The following is a 16,342-nucleotide window of genomic DNA, read 5'->3' on the forward strand; positions in this document are numbered from 1 at the left end:
TTACTCCACTGTGATTTGTTCAGAGGCCGCGACGGTTGCACCCGACGCGGCTTCGTTATTTGTGAGCATGGCCATGCATTCGGCCAGCAGCGCCAGCTGGGCGCCGTAGCGAGCCTCGAAGCGCGCCTTGTATGGATGGACGGCGATCAGTGTCGGGTTCGTGCCGGTGCCGTCCTGGTGGTGGCCAGCGCACAGCGGCAGAACCAGCAGGTGCGCGCCCGGCTTCGTGCGGCCCTCGATGTGGTGCACGCTGACATCAGGGTTGCTCCAGCCGTCGTGACGACATGCCACGCAGCCCAGGTCGGCGATCGCGCTCATGAACCGCGCTTCGTCGGCGGTCGGCGGGCGTCCCTTCATCCCGCGCGAGGCCATAGGCTTCGGCAATTTCGGCTCGCGGGCCTGGGCCTTCGTCTGCACTGCGGCGACGCGCAGCAGCCCAGCGCCAGCGGCGGGTGTCTTGAAGCCGGTACCGCGCGCCATCGGTGCCTTGCGCGCCATCGGCTTGCCCTGCTTGAGGGTGCCAGTGCGGGCGATGGGGGAGCGGATCATGCGGGCACCCCGGTCACCTGGTCGAGCGAGAGACGCACGCCGTTTTTCGGCATCAGCATCACCTGTCCGGTAGCGCGCTCTAGCCCGACATACTTGCTATACAGATCGGGGTCATTGAGCAGCCCAGGGCGCTCCGTTGCCAGGCGCGCCGCCGTGCGCAAGTCATGCTCGCTCGCCATGATGCAGAAGCAGCAGCTGAACCTGGTCATGCCCAGGCTGTAGATCACGTGCGGACGTTGGCCGGCGGCGGCGATAGCGGCGAACACTTCCACCTCAGACCAGCTGTGGATTGGGAGCCAGTCGTACCACTCGCGGCCAGCTTTGCTGTTGCTGGCCGAATGCTTGAACGACGTGAGCTTTTTACGCCCCGGCGATTCTTGGGCGCGCATGCCCATGCAGTTGACGACAAGGCCCCATGCCTCGAAGCCAAGCGCCTGGCGCTCGCGCGTGATGGCGCGGATCGTGCGTTCGATAGGCCCGCGTTTCAGGTCCGATGTGCACTGGCGCTGCTGCGGCGATGGGAACATGCCGCGCTCTTCTATCATCTGCAGCAGCGTGCGTCGGGCACGGCACACGTGCAGCGGCTCACCGGCTGTGGTCGCCGTGATGTGCTCGACGGCGCCGGCCCACTCGACCGGGCCCAGGTCGGCGTGTACGATCACCAGCTGGGCCGCCGGCACATGCTGGCGCAGCAGCAGGTACATGGCCTGGCTATCCTTGCCGCCGCTGTGATTTACCACGAACAGGGCACCGCGTGCGATCAGGTCGGGCACTTCGGCCGGCAGGCCGCCCATGTCCTTCTGGCGGTCGCCTAGGTCCAGCTCCATCGTCATCAAATCGCGCCTCATGCTGCCTCCAGCATGGCGATCGGCATGACCTTGTTCGGCGCACTGTCCCAGCCCCGCACCTCGTCAGCCGTGAACTTGCCGGCCCGGGACTGGTCGGCCGTATATCCACAGAAGGCAGCGCGGTGGTACAACTGGTGTTCTTCATGCCAGACGTTAAACAACGGCTGGTCGCCCGGGAAAAGGATGTCGCGCAGCTGCGCGGCCCGCTCGAATTTCATCATCTTGACGGCGTTGGCCAGCTCCGCCTCCAGGCACTTGCGGCGACGGTCGGCATTGCGCTTGACCCGAAGATTATCCGGCCGGCGCGCGTAAATCTCGAAGCTCGCTACGTTGCGGGCGTCATAGCGACCGGTGATCACCCACCACATATTGTTGATGTTGTAGAACGCGGTACCGGTGCAGATGCATCCTTTATAATCCGCAAACCAGACACGGGCGCCATGTTTGACGGTCGAGCCGTCGGCGGAACGGTTGTTCCCGCAGCTGTCCTCCCCTGAACGCCGGTCGAGTTCCTTGCCGTAGTGACAGCACGCGCGCACATCAGCTTGGATGTACTCAAGAGCAGTCAGGCCAGTCAGCCCCCGCTTGGCACGAGGCTGCTTAAACAGGTACCAGGTGAACACGTTGCACAGGTAGTCGCGAATCCGCCGGCGCGTGCGCTCCATCTCGAGGCGCATGACGTATGGCATGTGGCCCTCCAGATCGCTCTGGTAGCGCCCGTCATGGTCTGGTCGATCGGGCGCATTCACGCTCTGGAACATCTTGAGCGAGATGGTGCGGCCACTGATTTCCAGATCCGCTTTCAAATCACCCTTGGTGCAGAACCTCCGGCGCTCAGCGGCCCAGCGCGCCACAGTGCCGCCATAGTGCTTGACGTTGTGCGGGTCTACAGCCGGCATCGTGCAGGTCCAGCCGAGCCGATTCATGGTCTGGAGGATGCGCGCGAACACTTGCCGCTTAAACAGACGCTCCCATTCTTTCTCTGCTGGGTAGCCACCCGCTGCGCGCGCAGCGCTGATGCCCTCTTCCCAAATCGAGATGCTGGCGTCACCGAAGTTGACTGTACCGGTTCGATCGATGCGAGTGCTCATGCCCCACCTCCGCCAACAGTCTTGAACGAAGAATTGCTACGCACCGACCACGCAGGTATGTCCCGGCGCAGGCCACGACGGTCAGGGATGTACTTCTTGCTCAACGTCGGGCGCGCAAAGACGTCCGAATGGCGCGGCGCTGCAGCCTGCCCAACATACTTGACGTGCACGATGCCGGCCAGCCGGTCGTAGGAGACGCGGGCGAACAGGCTGACGGCAATCCGACCGTCCTGCTGCACGGTCAGCCAGCCGGTGCGCAGCGCGCGCTGAAGTGCATCGCCCTTGAGCTTCGCCTCACCGATGGCATCCAGTGCAGCCTCGAGGTCTTGCTCCTTCATCGGGCCATGTTTGTACAGGTGCTCGCCTGCGGCAAATGCCGCCGTGCCGCGAGTCGGCTGGCGGTAGTTACTATGCTCGGTCATGTCCAAGCCTCCGGAAAGTGAAATTGGCGAACTGGCAGCCGTCGGCGTCGGGCTGGCACTGAGGGCGACCGCAGCGGATGTACTTCATGCGGCCACCCCGGCGATTTGTCGCTCGTGCGCGAAGTTCGCGCGTATGAGCGCCTCGGACAGCGGCGGGCAGACGCTGTTGCCGCACATGCGCACCTGGGCCGACTTCGTGAGCGGGATGCGCGGGAGGGACAGCGGGTCAGCTGCGATCTGCGCGCCGTCTGCGAACAGTAGTGTCGGATCCGGAATCTCGTCGATGACGTAGCCCGCCGGGAAACCCTGCGCGCGGTACAGCTCGTGCGGTGCCAGCATGCGCAGGCCGATGTCGACGATCTCGTAGTCCTGGCCGTGGATCGTCACCAGGCCGAAGCGGTCACGGCTGGTCACGGTCGCGAGCGGCGAACTCGGCGTCTGGTCTTGATCCGTTCCGTAATAAGCCAGCAGGAAGGCGCGCACCTCGGCGTGATGTTGCCCACCGGCGCTGATCGTGTGCAGCGGCTCGTCGGCGCCGGAGGCCGTGCTCGTGCCGCGCAGCTTTACCAGACTGCTGGCAACCAGAGCCGACTTCCCTCCCCCGCCGGCCGTAACCGTGCCGAGTGGCGCGCCGGCAGCGTGGCCAATGCTATTGCCCATGTCGCGCTGAATGTGCGCAGTGACGATGCCCAGCGCGTGCGGCGCGCCGGCGGGGTTTTCCTTCGGGCCAGCGGTGATGGTCGGAACCGGATCCGCCAGGTCGCTGCCGGTCGACCCGGTGCGAAACTTGGTGAGGTGGGCCGTGACCAAGCTGTGGTGATCCGAGCTGGTGACCGTGCCGATCGGGTCTTCCAGATCAGAGCCAACCACACCGGTGTAATGCTTTGCCAGGAACGCGGTCGCGACGGCGGTGTCACCCTTGGCAGTGATGGTTGCCGTCGGCTCGGCGGCGCCACGCGGGCGGCTATCTCCGGCTCGCCCGCCAACGCCGACCAGCGCTGCAGAGACCAGACCGAAGTGCCCGCCCTTTACTTGGGCGCAGACCGTGCGCAGCGGCTCGATCGCCGACATCACTCGCTGGTTGCTGGCATTGGCGTGCTCGTTGAGGAACGCAGTTACCAGAGCGGCCTTCGTCGAGCCGACCACGGTGCCGAGCGGCTTCTCGATATCCAGTGCGCGTGGCGCCTGGCCTTCCCGCTCGCCGTATCCAACCTGCACCATAGTGGCGGTGGCCAGCGCCTTCTCGCCGCGTTGCGCGCCAGTGATCGTGCGGAACGGCTCGTGTATCGACTCGCTGCGATCGCTGCCCTGGTGGGTTACCGGGACGATGCTCGGCACGACAACGGCGCGGTGGTTCTCGGTGGTCAAGGTGCCGAACGGCTGCCGCGCGGTGACCGGCTTGCCAGCATAGATCGGCCCGCCCTGCCCCACAATGAACGGATCCGCCGCGTCGACCACGTAACGCATGATCCCCTTTGCGATGCGACGCAGCGTGGCCTCGGCCAGCGGGCGCTTGCGGGTAAAGATGCTCGGGCACTCCAGCGACCAGTCGATGCACTCCGCCGCGGTACGGTACGGCTGCAGCTTGCCGGCGCGGACGCCGATCGAGTCCGGCGCGCCGTTCGTCGGCTCCGGCCATAGGATCGGCAAGCCGTCGCGGCGCGCCACCAGAAAGAAGCGCTTGCGGATGGTCGGCGTGTCGTAGTCGCTGGCGCGCAGCTCGCGGTGGTCGACCTTGTAGCCGTGCGCCTCTAGCTGTCGAACGAAGCTGTCGAACGTCTTGCCGCGCTTGGCTGGATCCGGCTTCCAGGCGCCGTCAGCGTCTTGGATAAGCGGGCCCCACGTTTTGAACTCCTCGACGTTCTCGAGCATGATCACGCGCGGCCGGCACTTCGCCGCCCAGCGCAGCGTCACCCAGGCCAGCCCGCGAATCCTCTTCTCGACCGGCTTTCCGCCCTTTGCCTTGCTGAAGTGCTTGCAGTCTGGGCTGAGCCACACCAAGCCGACAGGCTGGTTGCCAGTCACTACGATCGGATCGACGTCCCAGACGCTCTCGCACAGGTGCTTCGTGCGCGGGTGGTTGATGGCGTGCATGGCCAGCGCTTCGGGATCGTGGTTGATGGCGATGTCGACGTGGCGCCCGAACGCAGCTTCAAGCCCGGTACTCGTGCCGCCGCCGCCGGCGAAGTTGTCGATGATCAGCTCGCTGCCCAGGTCAAGGCCCATTGTCATGAGGTCGCGCTTCATGCCCGCACCTCCGGCACACGTGCGCCGAACAGCGCAGCTACCAGCGGGTCGCGCGCGGGCGCCGCCGAGCTCAGGCGCACCGAGTAGTGCACGTCGTCTTCCATGATATGTACGAGGCGGCCGGTGCCGATTTTGGCGACATCGCTCGGGCGTTTCGGCACACCGGTGGGCCGCGCCACCGGCGCCGTAGCGAGTTGAGCCAGATAGGCCTGGGCCTGCTCCGTCGTGATCGCGAGGAAGCACACCGATTCACTGTCGACGCGCGCGGTCGTGATGCGACTGCCGAGATCGACCAGGTACTTGCGCACGCCGGACGGGCCCATCTGCAACAGGTTCCCGATCTCGTCGCGCCGCAATGGACGGATCATAAGTTCAGCCACCAGGCGGCGCAGGTTGTCGATGCGCGCGGCCGTCTGGCCAGGGGTTACGTAGCTGGCGCGTGTCATGCTGCGCTCCCGGATTGGTTGGCAGCGGCGTCGACCGCAGCATGGAGTTCAGATACCCACTCCGGGGTAGCTGCTTTGAGAGCGTCGTCGCGCATTGGCATGAGCACGGCCACAAATTCGGGCTCGACCGGAAGACGAACTACCGCGCACGAGTTTGCGTCGCCGTTGACATTGAAGAACTGCATTCCGCTGTAGCTACCCCGGCTTCGCTTGGCGATCGTCAATGCGGCCTTCTCAACGGGCGCGAGCACAGTGGCGCTGTACGTTCCGACGAGTCCGGGCTGCAGCGTTTCCAGCTTAGGAATTACGCGCTCGTAGCGGGGGAAGTTGCCTTCAATCTCCGGCGCACCGGCTTGAATGTAGACCTCCCGGCCCGTGTTGTCGACCACGGCAAGACGGTCGCCAATCATGACGATCTCGCGATCATCACTGAGGCCGACTGCGCAGGCTTGCTGCATACGCGTGTCGAAGCGAAGAATTACTTCGTGCTCGCAGGTCGCGCGGGGATCACGGATGGCGGCCAGGGCGTGACCATTCGTGGCAACGATGATGGCGCCGCCACCCTTGTGCGGGCGTACGTTGATGCCGTTCAGGTAGTAACGGATATCATCCTTGGCCATGAACGGCACAATCAGCGGCAGCAGCTTGGCCGTAAGGCGCAGGTTGGCGTGCTTGTTCATACTGCACCACCAATCTGACGGCGCGCCAATTCCACCAATCGTTGGTCGGCGTCGACCAAAACTTCAAGCATCAGCCGCTTTTCTTCTAGGTAGGTGCGCGCGAATTTCGGATCGTGTTGCACGATCGAGGAGGTGTTACTGATCAGATCAGCCACCTTGATGGTCTGAACCCAACCTGGCGCCATGGCGAGGCGCGCTCGCGATGCCGCTTTACGCGCCGCCCGATTTCCCTCCTCAAGGTCGGACAGGAGCATTACACCGTGGGCGACCGTCAGCCCGAAGCGCGTTATGAGGTCAACCTTCGTCACGCCCTGATCTTCGACGCAGTCGTGAAGCCAGGCGACTGCTACAGCGGTATCGAGCCAGACATCATCGCGCGCGCCCGCAGCTGCTACGATGCCAGCGACCTCGGCCAGGTGGTCAGAGTACGGGCAGCCGGTGTATTTGCGTTGCTGACCTTGGTGCACCCGCCGCGCGAACTCCATTGCGCTGAATCCGACAATGACACTCATGAAGCACCGCCGATCACGGCGCGAGCGGCCGCATTCAGGTCGGAATCGGTGAGCACGATGCGGCTGGTAGTCGTGACGCACACGACGTCGCCGGCGCGCAGCCAGTTGTTGTCGATCACGAGCTCGACCAGCGACTGAGCATCGGTTTCGACCTGGTTGACCGAGTACCCTTGCACAGGTGCGAAGCGCGCAGTCGAAGACTGGTCTTCACCGGCGTGCACCGGCGTGATATTTGATTGTGCTAACATGCGTTCTCCAAGTAGTTGCTTCATCAAAGCCCGGTTGCGCCCGGGCTTTTCCATTTCTGCCGTTCAGCGAACGTTCGCTGGGACTTCTCTTTACTGCGCCAACTCGCGAATTTCTTTCACCGGTACGCCCAGGTGCTCGTGGATGCTCAAGATCGTCGACGGGCCCAAGGCCGATCCGGCGCGCATCTTGCTGATTTGCGCTGGCGAGACTTCCAGCTCACGCGCCAACGCCGCGTCGCTCTTGATCTGGAAGCGCTCGCGCAGCGTGTCCAGCAGCTTTGGTACGTTCGTCAATTCCGCTCCCTGATGTGATGTTGGTGACGGCACTATCCCGCCGCCTGGGTGCTGCTCACGTCGACCCTTGCAGGAAGCTCTTCTCCAGCTTCTCCACCGCCTCCGCCAGCTCGTTTCCGTCTTGGTGGTGGCGGGACTGCGCGCGCTCCTTTTCTGGCCCCTTTGCAACGGCCTTTGCGCGTCGACTCGACACCCACATGCTCGCTTTGGCCAGCACCTTGTCTTTCTCCTTCTGATCGTCCATCTCGGCCCCTCTCCTTATTCACTTTTCGATACGCCTAGCACCCGAAACCCTTTAAACCCGCATGAAAGGTTTCGGTGCGCCGCCGCGTGCCCTGCGCGCGCTTGACTGCGGCCAGGTCCGTTGCAGGCCCGTTTTGGGCATACGACCTGCACCCTCCCTGCGGGTACGATGTGCAGGGTCAAGTTCGCGGATCGAAGCAGCCAACTGCTGAAGGCCCAGGCCGATTGCAGCGCTCATCGACAGGCCGACCGGGTCGAAAACGGCCTTGTTGGCCAGATAGACGTCCGGCGAAAGGTAGCCTTTGACCGAGATGGTCTTGGCGTTCGGGTTGTTCATGGTTTTCTCCTAGTGATGCGGGTTACAGGAATGGGTAAAACGTTACGCAGTCGTGACTTACGCAGGAGGCGCCGACGCGCCACAACTCAGCACCGTTTCGGCAGTTGGTAGGCTTCGCCCTGCGCGGAAAGGTGCCGGAGACTTGTCCGTTGACCGGCGCTGTGGAGTTACATCACCAATACCGAGCGCGGTAAATATCTCTGGCCGCGCAAGGCGGAGAAATTTCAGCTGATGCTTCGGGATGCCATTGATCCTCCACTGGGATACAGCGGAATCGGTCACATCGCTGAGCTCTGCAACTTTTGATGTCCCGCCCAAGGCATCAATGATCTCGTCAGGCGTCGGTTTCTTGTCCATGACAATACTTTAGCTTACTAAAGTTAAACATGCAAGCACGCTAAAGCGAAAAACATTTAGAGTGCTAAATATGGATGATCTGGCAACACGACTTAAGCAAGTAATGGCAGAGCTGGGGCTCAAGAGCAGCGTCGAGCTCGCGACTTTTTGCGGCGTATCGCAAGGGCTTGTAGCGCAATGGTTCTCGGGAACTACTAGGCTCGGGCCGAAACCACTGAAGGCCTTCGCCCGCACCCAGTTCAGCCTGGACTGGCTCACGGACGGGAAGCTGCCCAAGTACCGTCCTGTTGCAGTAGAAGCTGCCTCTGATGTGGAGGACGCGCCCGCAATTATCGGAACACCGCGGCTGCTCCCTGTAGCGGGCCGGGTCCAAGCGGGCGAGGATGGCTTGCTGCACATCGACGATTTCCCGCCTGAGCAGCCAGAGGGGTACATGGTTTGGTTCACCTCCTGCGTGGAGGCGTATGCGCTGCGCGTGCGCGGCGAGAGCATGAGTCCACGGTATCTGCCCGGAGAGTTCGTCGGCGTTGACCCATGTGCAGATGTGTATCCGAGTGACGAAGTCATCGTCCTTCTAAGCGACGGGCGACGGATGATAAAGCGACTGCTTTGGCAAAGAGACGATCAGGCGTGCTTCGAGTCCGTGAACAAAGACTTCCAGAACATCGTTGTAGACCTTGAGGAAATCACTGCATTGCACCTAGTACTCGGGCACATCCCGAAATCAGCTTTCCGCCCAAGCGTGTGAAGATGCTGCATGTAGAGGTAGGGCCGGACTTCGAACTGGTTCGGAGAGTCAAGCTGCGGCTACGCGCTGGTGTCGAGGGCTTTGAAACCGAGGCAGATATGTCGGCCGGCACGCCGCTGCCACTCCCATTGAGCGATTTGCAGCAACTTGGCACAGGGCGCGCAGACCTTCTTGCGCTCCAGGTGCGCGACCGGGGATTAGAGCCCTTAATCTTCGAGGACGACTGGATCGTGATCGACACCTCGGACACTGCGCGCCGTGATCGTGAGCTGTATGCAGTGAACTGGGATGGGGAAGCATGCATCACGCAACTGCAGCGGCGCGGTGGCCAGTGGTACCTTAGCTTCATCAACCCTGATTTTAAGCCCGCGAACGCCCGCAGCGGCTGGCTCTCTATTGTCGGGCGTGTCGTGTATCAGCCTGGTCGAATGTTGACTGGTCGCTTATAAGCTGCCGGCGAAGACAATTGGTGAGATTTCCGCAATAGGTCAAAAGATATACTCACGCGAGCGAAGCGGCGCGCTTAGACGCCGATAAGGGAAAATTATGCGAATTTTTGCTGCAGCCGTAGCGTTGATGCTTTCAGGGTGCGCGACCGTTTCTGTCACACAGAACTCTCAAGTAAGCGAGCAAGTCGGCCGCATTCCCGAGCACAATACAGATGCACAAGCACCTGTGGGTGGTACGGTGTATAGCCAATATCGCCACTGGAGTAAGACGGGATACCGCCTTGAAGACTCCGCAGCCTTCCGCGTTTTAGTCGTACCAGTCAAGATTGAAGTAGGCGAGTTTATTGTTCCCGCCGACACTGGCGGTGAGCCGGCGTACTGTACAGAGCGCAATGCTTACGTCGATCCTCTTGCGGGCACAGGAAGCCGAGTGTGCTTTGTGAGCCCGGTGGCAGGAAGCAGCTTTACCAAGGCAAAGGTTGCTCCTGGAATGGTTTGGCTCAACTACGACCTACCAACACCAGTCCGCTTCTCTAAAAGTGAGCTAGTAGTTCCCCGTAGTGATGCGCTGAAGTCTGAACTTCTGTACCAAGGCTACAGCAATAAGACTATTAAGCTCTCATATCGCGAGTACGCGGGTGACTTCGCCCGCCCATCATTCTTCCAAGATGTTTCCTACGACATTACCGAATTCCCTACGACTGTGACCTTCAAAACAGTCAAGCTGAATCTTCTTGGTGCCGATAACAACGGCTTGCGCTATCAAGTGCTTTCAGGCTTTTAAGTCATTCTGCACGGGTTTCATTGGCAAGCTGCATCAAGGATCCAAGGCGATTGCGAACGTTCAGTGCCCAAGCTGTAAGGCCAGTATCGCCGTGCTTCGACCACTCCAGTGCCTCGGTGCCAGGCGCTCCTTGAGACGCCAGTGCACAAGCAAGTTTAAGAGGAAGCTATCACTAGCAGGGCGCCGATCTTCCTGCTCGGTCTGAAGGAGTGGCTCGGCCTATTTGCGATCGCTGCGCTGACCGTTATGGCTGCGCTCACCGTGTAACGCCTCGCGGTACCGAGCGAGAGCCAGGTTCACGATCGACAGGCATCCTTTGCCCTAAGAGCGTGCCAGCACCGCATCCTCGAACAGAGCGAGTTCAGTGGCGCAGAGGTACCGCCTTACTCGAAAAACCACAGCCGCGGAAGCAACGAGTTTTACTTTGTATGGCCACGTGGCTCGTTCAACTTCGAGGATTCTGCTGGCGCCAAGGTGCAGATGTCAGCCAGTTGCGTTGGGATTGTATCAACGGGTGAAATTTTGCTCGTGACGCTGAACGGTAAAGACGTGATCATCGCCCCTTACCTTCGGTGACTATTGACTAGATTTCTGCGCATGCGGTCGAGCTATACTCGCGCGAGCGAAACGGCACGCTTAGATGCCGGAACAGGTGTTCGCTTTCTTCTGACCGGGACTAGTGTGTCTTCGAGTAGCAGTCGAACCCGGCAAACTAGGATGTCAGATTGATACAAGCACATTTAGCGCCGCCAGCGATAGTCAAGTACATGCCCAGGCTGTCTGGCCAAGACAATGAAGGCATCGGCGTAACCCGTCATGGAGAACGGTACCTATTGAAAACCACGCCGGATATCTGCGTGGCGGAGTTCATAGGTGCAATGTTATGCCAGGCTTGCGATGTACCGATGGCAACACCGCAAGTGGTGGATTTCAAGGGCCGCAAGGTTTTCGGATCGAGACTAGAATCCGGTGTTGAGCTGCCGAACGACTTTACACAGCTCCAGAGTCAGATCGGGCTGTGTGCAAATTCCTCGATCTTCTCAGCAGTGCTTGCCATCGACCTTGCGATCGGCAACGATGACCGCCACTGGCACAACTGGCTACCGCAACCCCAGCAGAGCGGTGAAATCTTCCTTCGAGCAGTTGACTTTTCCCGTGCGTGGCCGACTCGACATCCTCCACTGGGGTTCGATCAAATCGGGCGCGAAAACACTGGACTCGTCTGGCGTGAATGGGACTCTCTCGGGGTAAAATATGATAGCGATTCAGCCATCGACGCATGCTCTCGACTAAGGCGCCTCGACGCAAGCTGGCTCGGAATGATCTTTGAGCAGTTGCCTGCCGAATGGATGGTTACCGTTTCGGGCCATGACCTACTCGACTGGTGGCGAACAGGTTGGGGACCTAGGGTGGGAGCAGTAAGTAATTTCTTAGAACAAGGGGCATGGAAATGAGTATTAGTACAATGTACGAGTATGCCGTGCTAAGACTTTCCCCTGATGTCATGCGTGGAGAGTATGTCAACGTCGGCCTGGTTATCTTGCCCAGTCACGGAGATCCGCTTGTTCGAATCACTGCGCCCGTCGGCAAAGTCTCGGCAATTGATCCGGGCTGGAGTTATTCACGTGAATCTCAGCTCAGGGATCAGCTTGCCAACATCCTGAACTCCCTGCCAGATAATACAGCAAGAGTATCTGCATTGATTTCGATGGGGTACATCCGGAATGGAGAACTCGGATTCTTTTATGCGACAGAGTCGGGATTAGATGCTGAGATTCGAGAGTTGTCGGCAACCTACATCGTGGCCAAGTCAAAGTCAGAGAAGACTAAGCGCAGTAAGCTCCATAAAGAAATAGCTGTTAGATTTAAAGGTATGGGCTTACTTGGAACAAGTGTCGATGACCTTACGCAACATAGAGTAGTACCTCACTACCCTATCCCCGGAAACCCGGATTTAAAAGCAGACTTCGTTTATAAAAATGGGGTTTATCGTATTACTCAAACGTTGGACTACAGGGTTTCAGCCCAAGCCGCTCGCCAGAAAGTTTCTGAAGCATGCACTAAAGTGATGGCTGCTGCAGAAGGCGCGAAAGCTTGGGGAGTTGAGACAAAGAAATTTGCTATCGTCCATGTGCCGAGCGAGGTGGCGGAGATAGCGGACGCACATTTGGACCTTTTGTATGCCTCCGGCTTCCAGATCTTTCACGCTGACAGCAATGTCGGTCTGGCTGAATATCATTCAGCCGCTTTCGCACACTGAATACCTAGCTGATCGAGGCAAGCAACAATAGGTCTTTTGAATAGATCTTAGTATTTGACGGCCCGCTTCGCGCGGGCCTTTGTTCATTTAAACCTAACGTAACGGTTTAACTCTAGATCGTCTCCCCGAGCGTAGGGTGAAGCCAGGGAAAGATGGAGCCGCGTCGATGCGTAGCACCGGTACTGAGCGAGCCTGCTGAGTGGTAGTTGTGCAGTGGGCTTGGCGCAGCTCAGGGCCCGCGCATCCCGCCCCATCTAGGCCGCGGAGCGCCTTGTGAGCAGTTGACCGTCTGGCGACCGCAATTCGCCGTGCGAGGTCCTCGAGCATGGCGGCCGTGATCTCGGCGTCACCATATCGTGATGGCCAGCCAGACACTAGTGGGAAAGGCACACCGAAGGCCTCAGCCTCGATCCGGGTCAGCGACTTCACTTTACCCCTACCCTCCAGGTAGGCCGCGAGGGTCAATTTTTGCGACATTTTCGGGCCTTTTTTCCTACGCACCCTCTATAGGTACTGTTCAGGTTCTGTTCTTGGCTGTTCAGGTAGGTGTTTCTAAGTTATTGGCTTCGCTTTATCCCAGCAGAGCCTCGGTTCCAGAGCGTAACCCTCCCTAAAGCGGACGACGTTTATCGACCTCCGTGGTGGGCTACCGCATCCCATGCTTTCGCCTTCGGACACTTTCGCTTGTTCGCAGACTTCCCAGACATTCCTGTCCGTCCCCCGGCGCGCTCTACGATCCACCCACGCGTTGCCCTTCCGGTCGTCCTTGGCACTTAAGCCTGAGCGTCGGCGGTTTCCCCTCCCTGCCCCAAGCCTGCGGTCGCAAATTCTTAAGCGACGAAATAATTTTATCACGAACTTTAGTAAACTAAAGAAAGTTCTTGTGTTGCGTTATTTAGTACGCTAAAGTATTCGTCACCTGCACGAGCTGAGCACACGCCAGCCGCGACGCCAAACGCTGGACATACCGGCACAACACAGGAGAGAAGGATGAGCAAACGAGAAGATGGCGAGCTGGCATTTCCGTGCCAATACCCTCGCGAGAGCAGCGGTATGTTGCTGCGCGACTACTTCGCAGCGCGAGCACTGTCATCACTGATTACCGGCCGGACTTGGGGGCATGTGGACAAGAGCGTACTTTTCGAAACATGGGCGAAATCAGCTTACGGCTTGGCCGATGCCATGCTCGCAGAGCGCAACAGCGCGAACCCTCACGAGGGGCTCATCGCGGCCCTAGCCGAAATGCTCGACCAGCATGAAAACGGCATCGTGGGCATCAATAAGCCATGCGCCGACCGTGCCCGCGCCGCTCTCGCCGCTGCAGGTGCCGCATGACCCAGCAGTACGACCAGGATTACCTGAAGAAGGCGATCGCCGACGAGCGCGAGATTGCGCGACTTGATCTGCGCGTGCGCACGTCAATGCCCGGCGGCCTGGGCTTGTCGATTGACTCGAACGTCTACCTGATGACGGGCCGTGCCGACAGCGGTAGCGGGATTCGCACAAGCGAGATCATGTCGAAGTGGCGGCGCGACCCGCGGGCCGCTGGCGCGCTCGCCATCAAGCACGCGCTGAACATCAAACACGACCCTGACGAGTACTCGGTGACCGTGGGATACGGCCCTGGCCGGCGCGGCGTCACTGAGCACTACGGCTCCCACCCCAACCGGGACGCCGCGACGATGGCGGCAATCACCCGCGCCACCCTGCAGAAGCTCACCGAAGAACGCGACGAAGCTGCCGCGCTCAACCCTACCCGCTCGAAGCCGAGCCGTCAGCACGTCGCGCGGGCCAAATCAAAAACTTGAGGTCCCGATGATTCGCTTCTTACTTTTCTTTGGCATGGACTGGGCCGAGCGCCACCCGGGCGTGATGCTCGCGTTGCTGGCTCTTCTGATCTGCCTGGCCGGCGCAATCGATCCGATCGCGCCACACCTGTAACTAACTTCCCGATAACGAAGGAACCACGATGTTTTTCCGAAACCTCCAGATCTACCGCCTGCCGGCGCCGTACGCGATGACCGCCGACGCGCTGGCCGGCGCACTCACGTTCCAGGCGTTCACGCCGGCGTCGAGCAGCGAACTGCTGCGCCAGGGATGGCAGTCGCCACGCGGGGCCGGGATGCCGCTCGTGCACGCAGTGAACGGCCAGTTCCTGCTGCAGCTCGTCACCGAGAAGAAGGTACTGCCCGCGAAGGTGATCAACCAGGTCGCCGCAGCGCGCGCCGATGAGCTGGAAGAACAGCAAGGGTTCCGCCCAGGGAAGAAGGCGATGCGCGAGTTGAAAGAGCGCGTCGCCGACGAGCTGCTGCCGCGCGCGTTCCCGATTCGCTCGGCCGTGCTGGTGTGGATCGATCCGGTCAATGGCTGGCTCGTGGTCGATGCGTCGGGCCCCGCCAAGGCTGACGACGTCGTCAAGCTGCTGCTCAAGGCGGTCGACAAGATGCCGCTCGAATCGCTACGCGTGCAGCGTTCGCCGGTGGCCGTGATGACTGGCTGGCTCGAAGCCGATGAAGCGCCGTACGGCTTTACGATCGACCAGGATGCGACGCTTCGCGCTACCGGCGAGAGCCGTGCCCAGATCGGATACAAGCGCCACACCTTGGACCCACAAGACACCCGGCGCCACATCGCCGCTGGCAAACAATGCACGCGCCTCGCGCTGACGTGGAACGACCGCATCAGCTTTGTGCTGGACGAGTCGCTAGCTATCAAGAGCGTCAAACCGCTGGCCGTGCTTAAGGAAAACGCTACCGGGGTGTATGACGCCGGCGAGCGGTTCGACAGCGACTTTGCTCTCATGTCGGGCGAGCTGGCCCAGCTGCTAGCAGACCTGGTCGAAGCGATGGGCGGTGAGGCGCAGGCATGAAGTACCGTGCACGCCGCGCGCCCAGCGCCGACTCGCAGTCGTTGACGCCTGCCGACCGCCAAGCCATTCAGCAGTCGCGCATTAACGTCCAGTCCAGCCGCCATCAACGAGCAGCCGCGATCGAAAAAGCTTTTGCGGCCGCACGCCCAACGGAGTCAAGGAAATGACAATGACCGATAACACGGATGCAGTGCCAACCGTCCAAAAAGGTGAGCGGATTATTCCCTCGACCGTCAATGGCGAGCTGTTACGGCGCCTGGACGACAAAGTGCAGCCTGTCAAGCAGCTGGACTGGCGCGACGCTGCTCCCGGCCTGGCCAAGATGAGCGACGTCATGATCGATACCGAGACGCTCGGTACCACGCCCGGCTCCGCGATTCTGAGCGTCGGCGCCGTGATGTTCGGCATGGACGGCCTGGGCGCCACGTTCTACGCGCCGATCCGGCTCTCGTCGTGTACCGACGTCGGCCTGACCATCGACCCGGCCACGGTTGAATGGTGGATGCGCCAGAGCGATGAGGCGCGCGCCGCGGCATTCCCAACCGACGCCATGGCGCTCGGCACGGTACTGAGTTGCTTGCGCGAATGGCTGCTCGAGCAGAGCGCAAAGTATCCCTGGTGCCACGGCGCGACTTTCGACGTGCCGCTGCTCGATGCCGCCTACCGCGCGTGCGGCATCCCGGCACCGTGGGAGTTCTGGAGCGTGCGCGACACCCGCACCCTTTACGACTTGGCAGGCGTGAAAGTCGACCGCCGCGGCGGCACGCACCACCACGCACTGGACGACGCAGTCAACCAGGCCGAAGCCGCGGCGCTCGCGCTGCGCATCTTGCACGTCAACAAGGCCGTGGCGGAGGTGCTGCAGTGAGATCTACGTTCAACGAGCACCGCCTGCGCGTCATCAAGTGGAAGTGCGCGGTCGTGCTCGTCTATTGCGCCCTGTGCGCCTCGGCCATTG

23 protein-coding genes are annotated in these 16,342 nt (G+C 60.8%); 10 read left to right on the plus strand and 13 right to left on the minus strand.

What is annotated here, in order from left to right:
• The 13 genes from RCH14_RS02125 to RCH14_RS02185 all read right to left on the minus strand — a co-directional run bounded on the left by RCH14_RS02125 (position 1) and on the right by RCH14_RS02185 (position 8,274).
• Entirely contained in the window at positions 1-549 is a 549-nt protein-coding gene (locus RCH14_RS02125; protein ID WP_343024509.1) for a Ref family recombination enhancement nuclease, read from the minus strand.
• Complete coding sequence (locus RCH14_RS02130) at positions 546-1,397, minus strand: phosphoadenosine phosphosulfate reductase family protein (RefSeq protein WP_343024510.1); 852 nt, start codon at positions 1,395-1,397, stop codon at positions 546-548. Before RCH14_RS02130 ends, RCH14_RS02125 begins: the two co-directional genes overlap by 4 nt.
• Positions 1,394-2,488, minus strand: a complete 1,095-nt coding sequence (locus RCH14_RS02135; protein ID WP_343024511.1) for a hypothetical protein — start codon at positions 2,486-2,488, stop codon at positions 1,394-1,396. The genes RCH14_RS02130 and RCH14_RS02135 overlap by 4 nt, the downstream gene beginning before the upstream one ends.
• Positions 2,485-2,910 carry a hypothetical protein gene (locus RCH14_RS02140; protein WP_343024512.1) on the minus strand — a complete coding sequence of 142 codons (426 nt, stop codon included), beginning with the start codon at positions 2,908-2,910 and terminating at the stop codon, positions 2,485-2,487. The genes RCH14_RS02135 and RCH14_RS02140 overlap by 4 nt, the downstream gene beginning before the upstream one ends.
• Before the next feature lie 84 nt (positions 2,911-2,994).
• Positions 2,995-5,157: a DNA cytosine methyltransferase gene (locus RCH14_RS02145; protein WP_343024513.1), complete on the minus strand. Its 2,163-nt coding sequence runs from the start codon at positions 5,155-5,157 to the stop codon at positions 2,995-2,997.
• Entirely contained in the window at positions 5,154-5,603 is a 450-nt protein-coding gene (locus RCH14_RS02150; RefSeq protein WP_343024514.1) for a hypothetical protein, read from the minus strand. Before RCH14_RS02150 ends, RCH14_RS02145 begins: the two co-directional genes overlap by 4 nt.
• Positions 5,600-6,283, minus strand: a complete 684-nt coding sequence (locus RCH14_RS02155) for a hypothetical protein (protein ID WP_343024515.1) — start codon at positions 6,281-6,283, stop codon at positions 5,600-5,602. Before RCH14_RS02155 ends, RCH14_RS02150 begins: the two co-directional genes overlap by 4 nt.
• Positions 6,280-6,795 (minus strand): HD domain-containing protein, encoded by a 516-nt coding sequence (locus RCH14_RS02160; protein ID WP_343024516.1) that lies wholly within the window; start codon positions 6,793-6,795, stop codon positions 6,280-6,282. The genes RCH14_RS02155 and RCH14_RS02160 overlap by 4 nt, the downstream gene beginning before the upstream one ends.
• Positions 6,792-7,043, minus strand: coding sequence for a hypothetical protein (locus RCH14_RS02165; protein WP_343024517.1), 252 nt, complete (start codon positions 7,041-7,043; stop codon positions 6,792-6,794). Before RCH14_RS02165 ends, RCH14_RS02160 begins: the two co-directional genes overlap by 4 nt.
• 90 nt (positions 7,044-7,133) lie before the next feature.
• Positions 7,134-7,337 carry a helix-turn-helix domain-containing protein gene (locus RCH14_RS02170; protein ID WP_343024518.1) on the minus strand — a complete coding sequence of 68 codons (204 nt, stop codon included), beginning with the start codon at positions 7,335-7,337 and terminating at the stop codon, positions 7,134-7,136.
• A gap of 55 nt (positions 7,338-7,392) precedes the next feature.
• Positions 7,393-7,581 carry a hypothetical protein gene (locus tag RCH14_RS02175; RefSeq protein ID WP_343024519.1) on the minus strand — a complete coding sequence of 63 codons (189 nt, stop codon included), beginning with the start codon at positions 7,579-7,581 and terminating at the stop codon, positions 7,393-7,395.
• A gap of 51 nt (positions 7,582-7,632) precedes the next feature.
• The gene (locus tag RCH14_RS02180) at positions 7,633-7,917 is read right to left on the minus strand and encodes a hypothetical protein (protein ID WP_343024520.1); all 285 of its coding nucleotides are present in this window, start codon (positions 7,915-7,917) and stop codon (positions 7,633-7,635) included.
• A gap of 57 nt (positions 7,918-7,974) precedes the next feature.
• Positions 7,975-8,274: a hypothetical protein gene (locus tag RCH14_RS02185; protein ID WP_343024521.1), complete on the minus strand. Its 300-nt coding sequence runs from the start codon at positions 8,272-8,274 to the stop codon at positions 7,975-7,977.
• A gap of 70 nt (positions 8,275-8,344) precedes the next feature.
• On the opposite strand from RCH14_RS02185, the gene RCH14_RS02190 reads away from it, so the two are divergent.
• From RCH14_RS02190 to RCH14_RS02235, 10 genes are all read left to right on the plus strand, one after another.
• Positions 8,345-9,022, plus strand: coding sequence for a S24 family peptidase (locus tag RCH14_RS02190; protein WP_343024522.1), 678 nt, complete (start codon positions 8,345-8,347; stop codon positions 9,020-9,022).
• Between the two features lie 2 nt (positions 9,023-9,024).
• Positions 9,025-9,471 carry a S24 family peptidase gene (locus RCH14_RS02195; protein ID WP_343024523.1) on the plus strand — a complete coding sequence of 149 codons (447 nt, stop codon included), beginning with the start codon at positions 9,025-9,027 and terminating at the stop codon, positions 9,469-9,471.
• 97 nt (positions 9,472-9,568) lie between these two features.
• A complete protein-coding gene (locus RCH14_RS02200) occupies positions 9,569-10,255 on the plus strand; it encodes a hypothetical protein (protein WP_343024524.1) in 687 nt (228 codons plus the stop codon).
• Positions 10,256-11,088: 833 nt separating this feature from the next.
• A complete protein-coding gene (locus tag RCH14_RS02205; RefSeq protein ID WP_343024525.1) occupies positions 11,089-11,709 on the plus strand; it encodes a hypothetical protein in 621 nt (206 codons plus the stop codon).
• A complete protein-coding gene (locus RCH14_RS02210) occupies positions 11,700-12,515 on the plus strand; it encodes a DUF3037 domain-containing protein (RefSeq protein WP_343024526.1) in 816 nt (271 codons plus the stop codon). The genes RCH14_RS02205 and RCH14_RS02210 overlap by 10 nt, the downstream gene beginning before the upstream one ends.
• 990 nt (positions 12,516-13,505) lie before the next feature.
• A complete protein-coding gene (locus RCH14_RS02215) occupies positions 13,506-13,850 on the plus strand; it encodes a hypothetical protein (protein ID WP_343024527.1) in 345 nt (114 codons plus the stop codon).
• The gene (locus RCH14_RS02220) at positions 13,847-14,323 is read left to right on the plus strand and encodes a hypothetical protein (RefSeq protein ID WP_343024528.1); all 477 of its coding nucleotides are present in this window, start codon (positions 13,847-13,849) and stop codon (positions 14,321-14,323) included. Before RCH14_RS02215 ends, RCH14_RS02220 begins: the two co-directional genes overlap by 4 nt.
• Positions 14,324-14,330: 7 nt before the next feature.
• The gene (locus RCH14_RS02225) at positions 14,331-14,456 is read left to right on the plus strand and encodes a hypothetical protein (RefSeq protein WP_343024529.1); all 126 of its coding nucleotides are present in this window, start codon (positions 14,331-14,333) and stop codon (positions 14,454-14,456) included.
• Between the two features lie 28 nt (positions 14,457-14,484).
• On the plus strand, positions 14,485-15,384 hold the full coding sequence (locus RCH14_RS02230; protein WP_343024530.1) for a recombination-associated protein RdgC: 900 nt from the start codon (positions 14,485-14,487) through the stop codon (positions 15,382-15,384).
• A gap of 169 nt (positions 15,385-15,553) precedes the next feature.
• Entirely contained in the window at positions 15,554-16,252 is a 699-nt protein-coding gene (locus tag RCH14_RS02235; protein WP_343024531.1) for a 3'-5' exonuclease, read from the plus strand.
• Positions 16,253-16,342: the final 90 nt, after the last annotated feature.

The organism is Massilia sp. MP_M2, assembly GCF_039123635.1.
In the GTDB taxonomy this organism is placed as follows: domain Bacteria; phylum Pseudomonadota; class Gammaproteobacteria; order Burkholderiales; family Burkholderiaceae_D; genus Telluria.

Excerpts from the sequence above, each read along its gene's own strand:
- RCH14_RS02125 (WP_343024509.1), bottom strand. The coding sequence starts at position 549 with ATGATCCGCTCCCCCATCGCCCGCACTGGCACCCTCAAGCAGGGCAAG.
- RCH14_RS02130 (WP_343024510.1), bottom strand. The coding sequence starts at position 1,397 with ATGAGGCGCGATTTGATGACGATGGAGCTGGACCTAGGCGACCGCCAG.
- RCH14_RS02135 (WP_343024511.1), bottom strand. The coding sequence starts at position 2,488 with ATGAGCACTCGCATCGATCGAACCGGTACAGTCAACTTCGGTGACGCC.
- RCH14_RS02140 (WP_343024512.1), bottom strand. The coding sequence starts at position 2,910 with ATGACCGAGCATAGTAACTACCGCCAGCCGACTCGCGGCACGGCGGCA.
- RCH14_RS02145 (WP_343024513.1), bottom strand. The coding sequence starts at position 5,157 with ATGAAGCGCGACCTCATGACAATGGGCCTTGACCTGGGCAGCGAGCTG.
- RCH14_RS02150 (WP_343024514.1), bottom strand. The coding sequence starts at position 5,603 with ATGACACGCGCCAGCTACGTAACCCCTGGCCAGACGGCCGCGCGCATC.
- RCH14_RS02155 (WP_343024515.1), bottom strand. The coding sequence starts at position 6,283 with ATGAACAAGCACGCCAACCTGCGCCTTACGGCCAAGCTGCTGCCGCTG.
- RCH14_RS02160 (WP_343024516.1), bottom strand. The coding sequence starts at position 6,795 with ATGAGTGTCATTGTCGGATTCAGCGCAATGGAGTTCGCGCGGCGGGTG.
- RCH14_RS02165 (WP_343024517.1), bottom strand. The coding sequence starts at position 7,043 with ATGTTAGCACAATCAAATATCACGCCGGTGCACGCCGGTGAAGACCAG.
- RCH14_RS02175 (WP_343024519.1), bottom strand. The coding sequence starts at position 7,581 with ATGGACGATCAGAAGGAGAAAGACAAGGTGCTGGCCAAAGCGAGCATG.
- RCH14_RS02180 (WP_343024520.1), bottom strand. The coding sequence starts at position 7,917 with ATGAACAACCCGAACGCCAAGACCATCTCGGTCAAAGGCTACCTTTCG.
- RCH14_RS02185 (WP_343024521.1), bottom strand. The coding sequence starts at position 8,274 with ATGGACAAGAAACCGACGCCTGACGAGATCATTGATGCCTTGGGCGGG.
- RCH14_RS02190 (WP_343024522.1), top strand. The coding sequence starts at position 8,345 with ATGGATGATCTGGCAACACGACTTAAGCAAGTAATGGCAGAGCTGGGG.
- RCH14_RS02195 (WP_343024523.1), top strand. The coding sequence starts at position 9,025 with ATGCTGCATGTAGAGGTAGGGCCGGACTTCGAACTGGTTCGGAGAGTC.
- RCH14_RS02200 (WP_343024524.1), top strand. The coding sequence starts at position 9,569 with ATGCGAATTTTTGCTGCAGCCGTAGCGTTGATGCTTTCAGGGTGCGCG.
- RCH14_RS02210 (WP_343024526.1), top strand. The coding sequence starts at position 11,700 with ATGGAAATGAGTATTAGTACAATGTACGAGTATGCCGTGCTAAGACTT.
- RCH14_RS02215 (WP_343024527.1), top strand. The coding sequence starts at position 13,506 with ATGAGCAAACGAGAAGATGGCGAGCTGGCATTTCCGTGCCAATACCCT.
- RCH14_RS02220 (WP_343024528.1), top strand. The coding sequence starts at position 13,847 with ATGACCCAGCAGTACGACCAGGATTACCTGAAGAAGGCGATCGCCGAC.
- RCH14_RS02225 (WP_343024529.1), top strand. The coding sequence starts at position 14,331 with ATGATTCGCTTCTTACTTTTCTTTGGCATGGACTGGGCCGAGCGCCAC.
- RCH14_RS02230 (WP_343024530.1), top strand. The coding sequence starts at position 14,485 with ATGTTTTTCCGAAACCTCCAGATCTACCGCCTGCCGGCGCCGTACGCG.
- RCH14_RS02235 (WP_343024531.1), top strand. The coding sequence starts at position 15,554 with ATGACCGATAACACGGATGCAGTGCCAACCGTCCAAAAAGGTGAGCGG.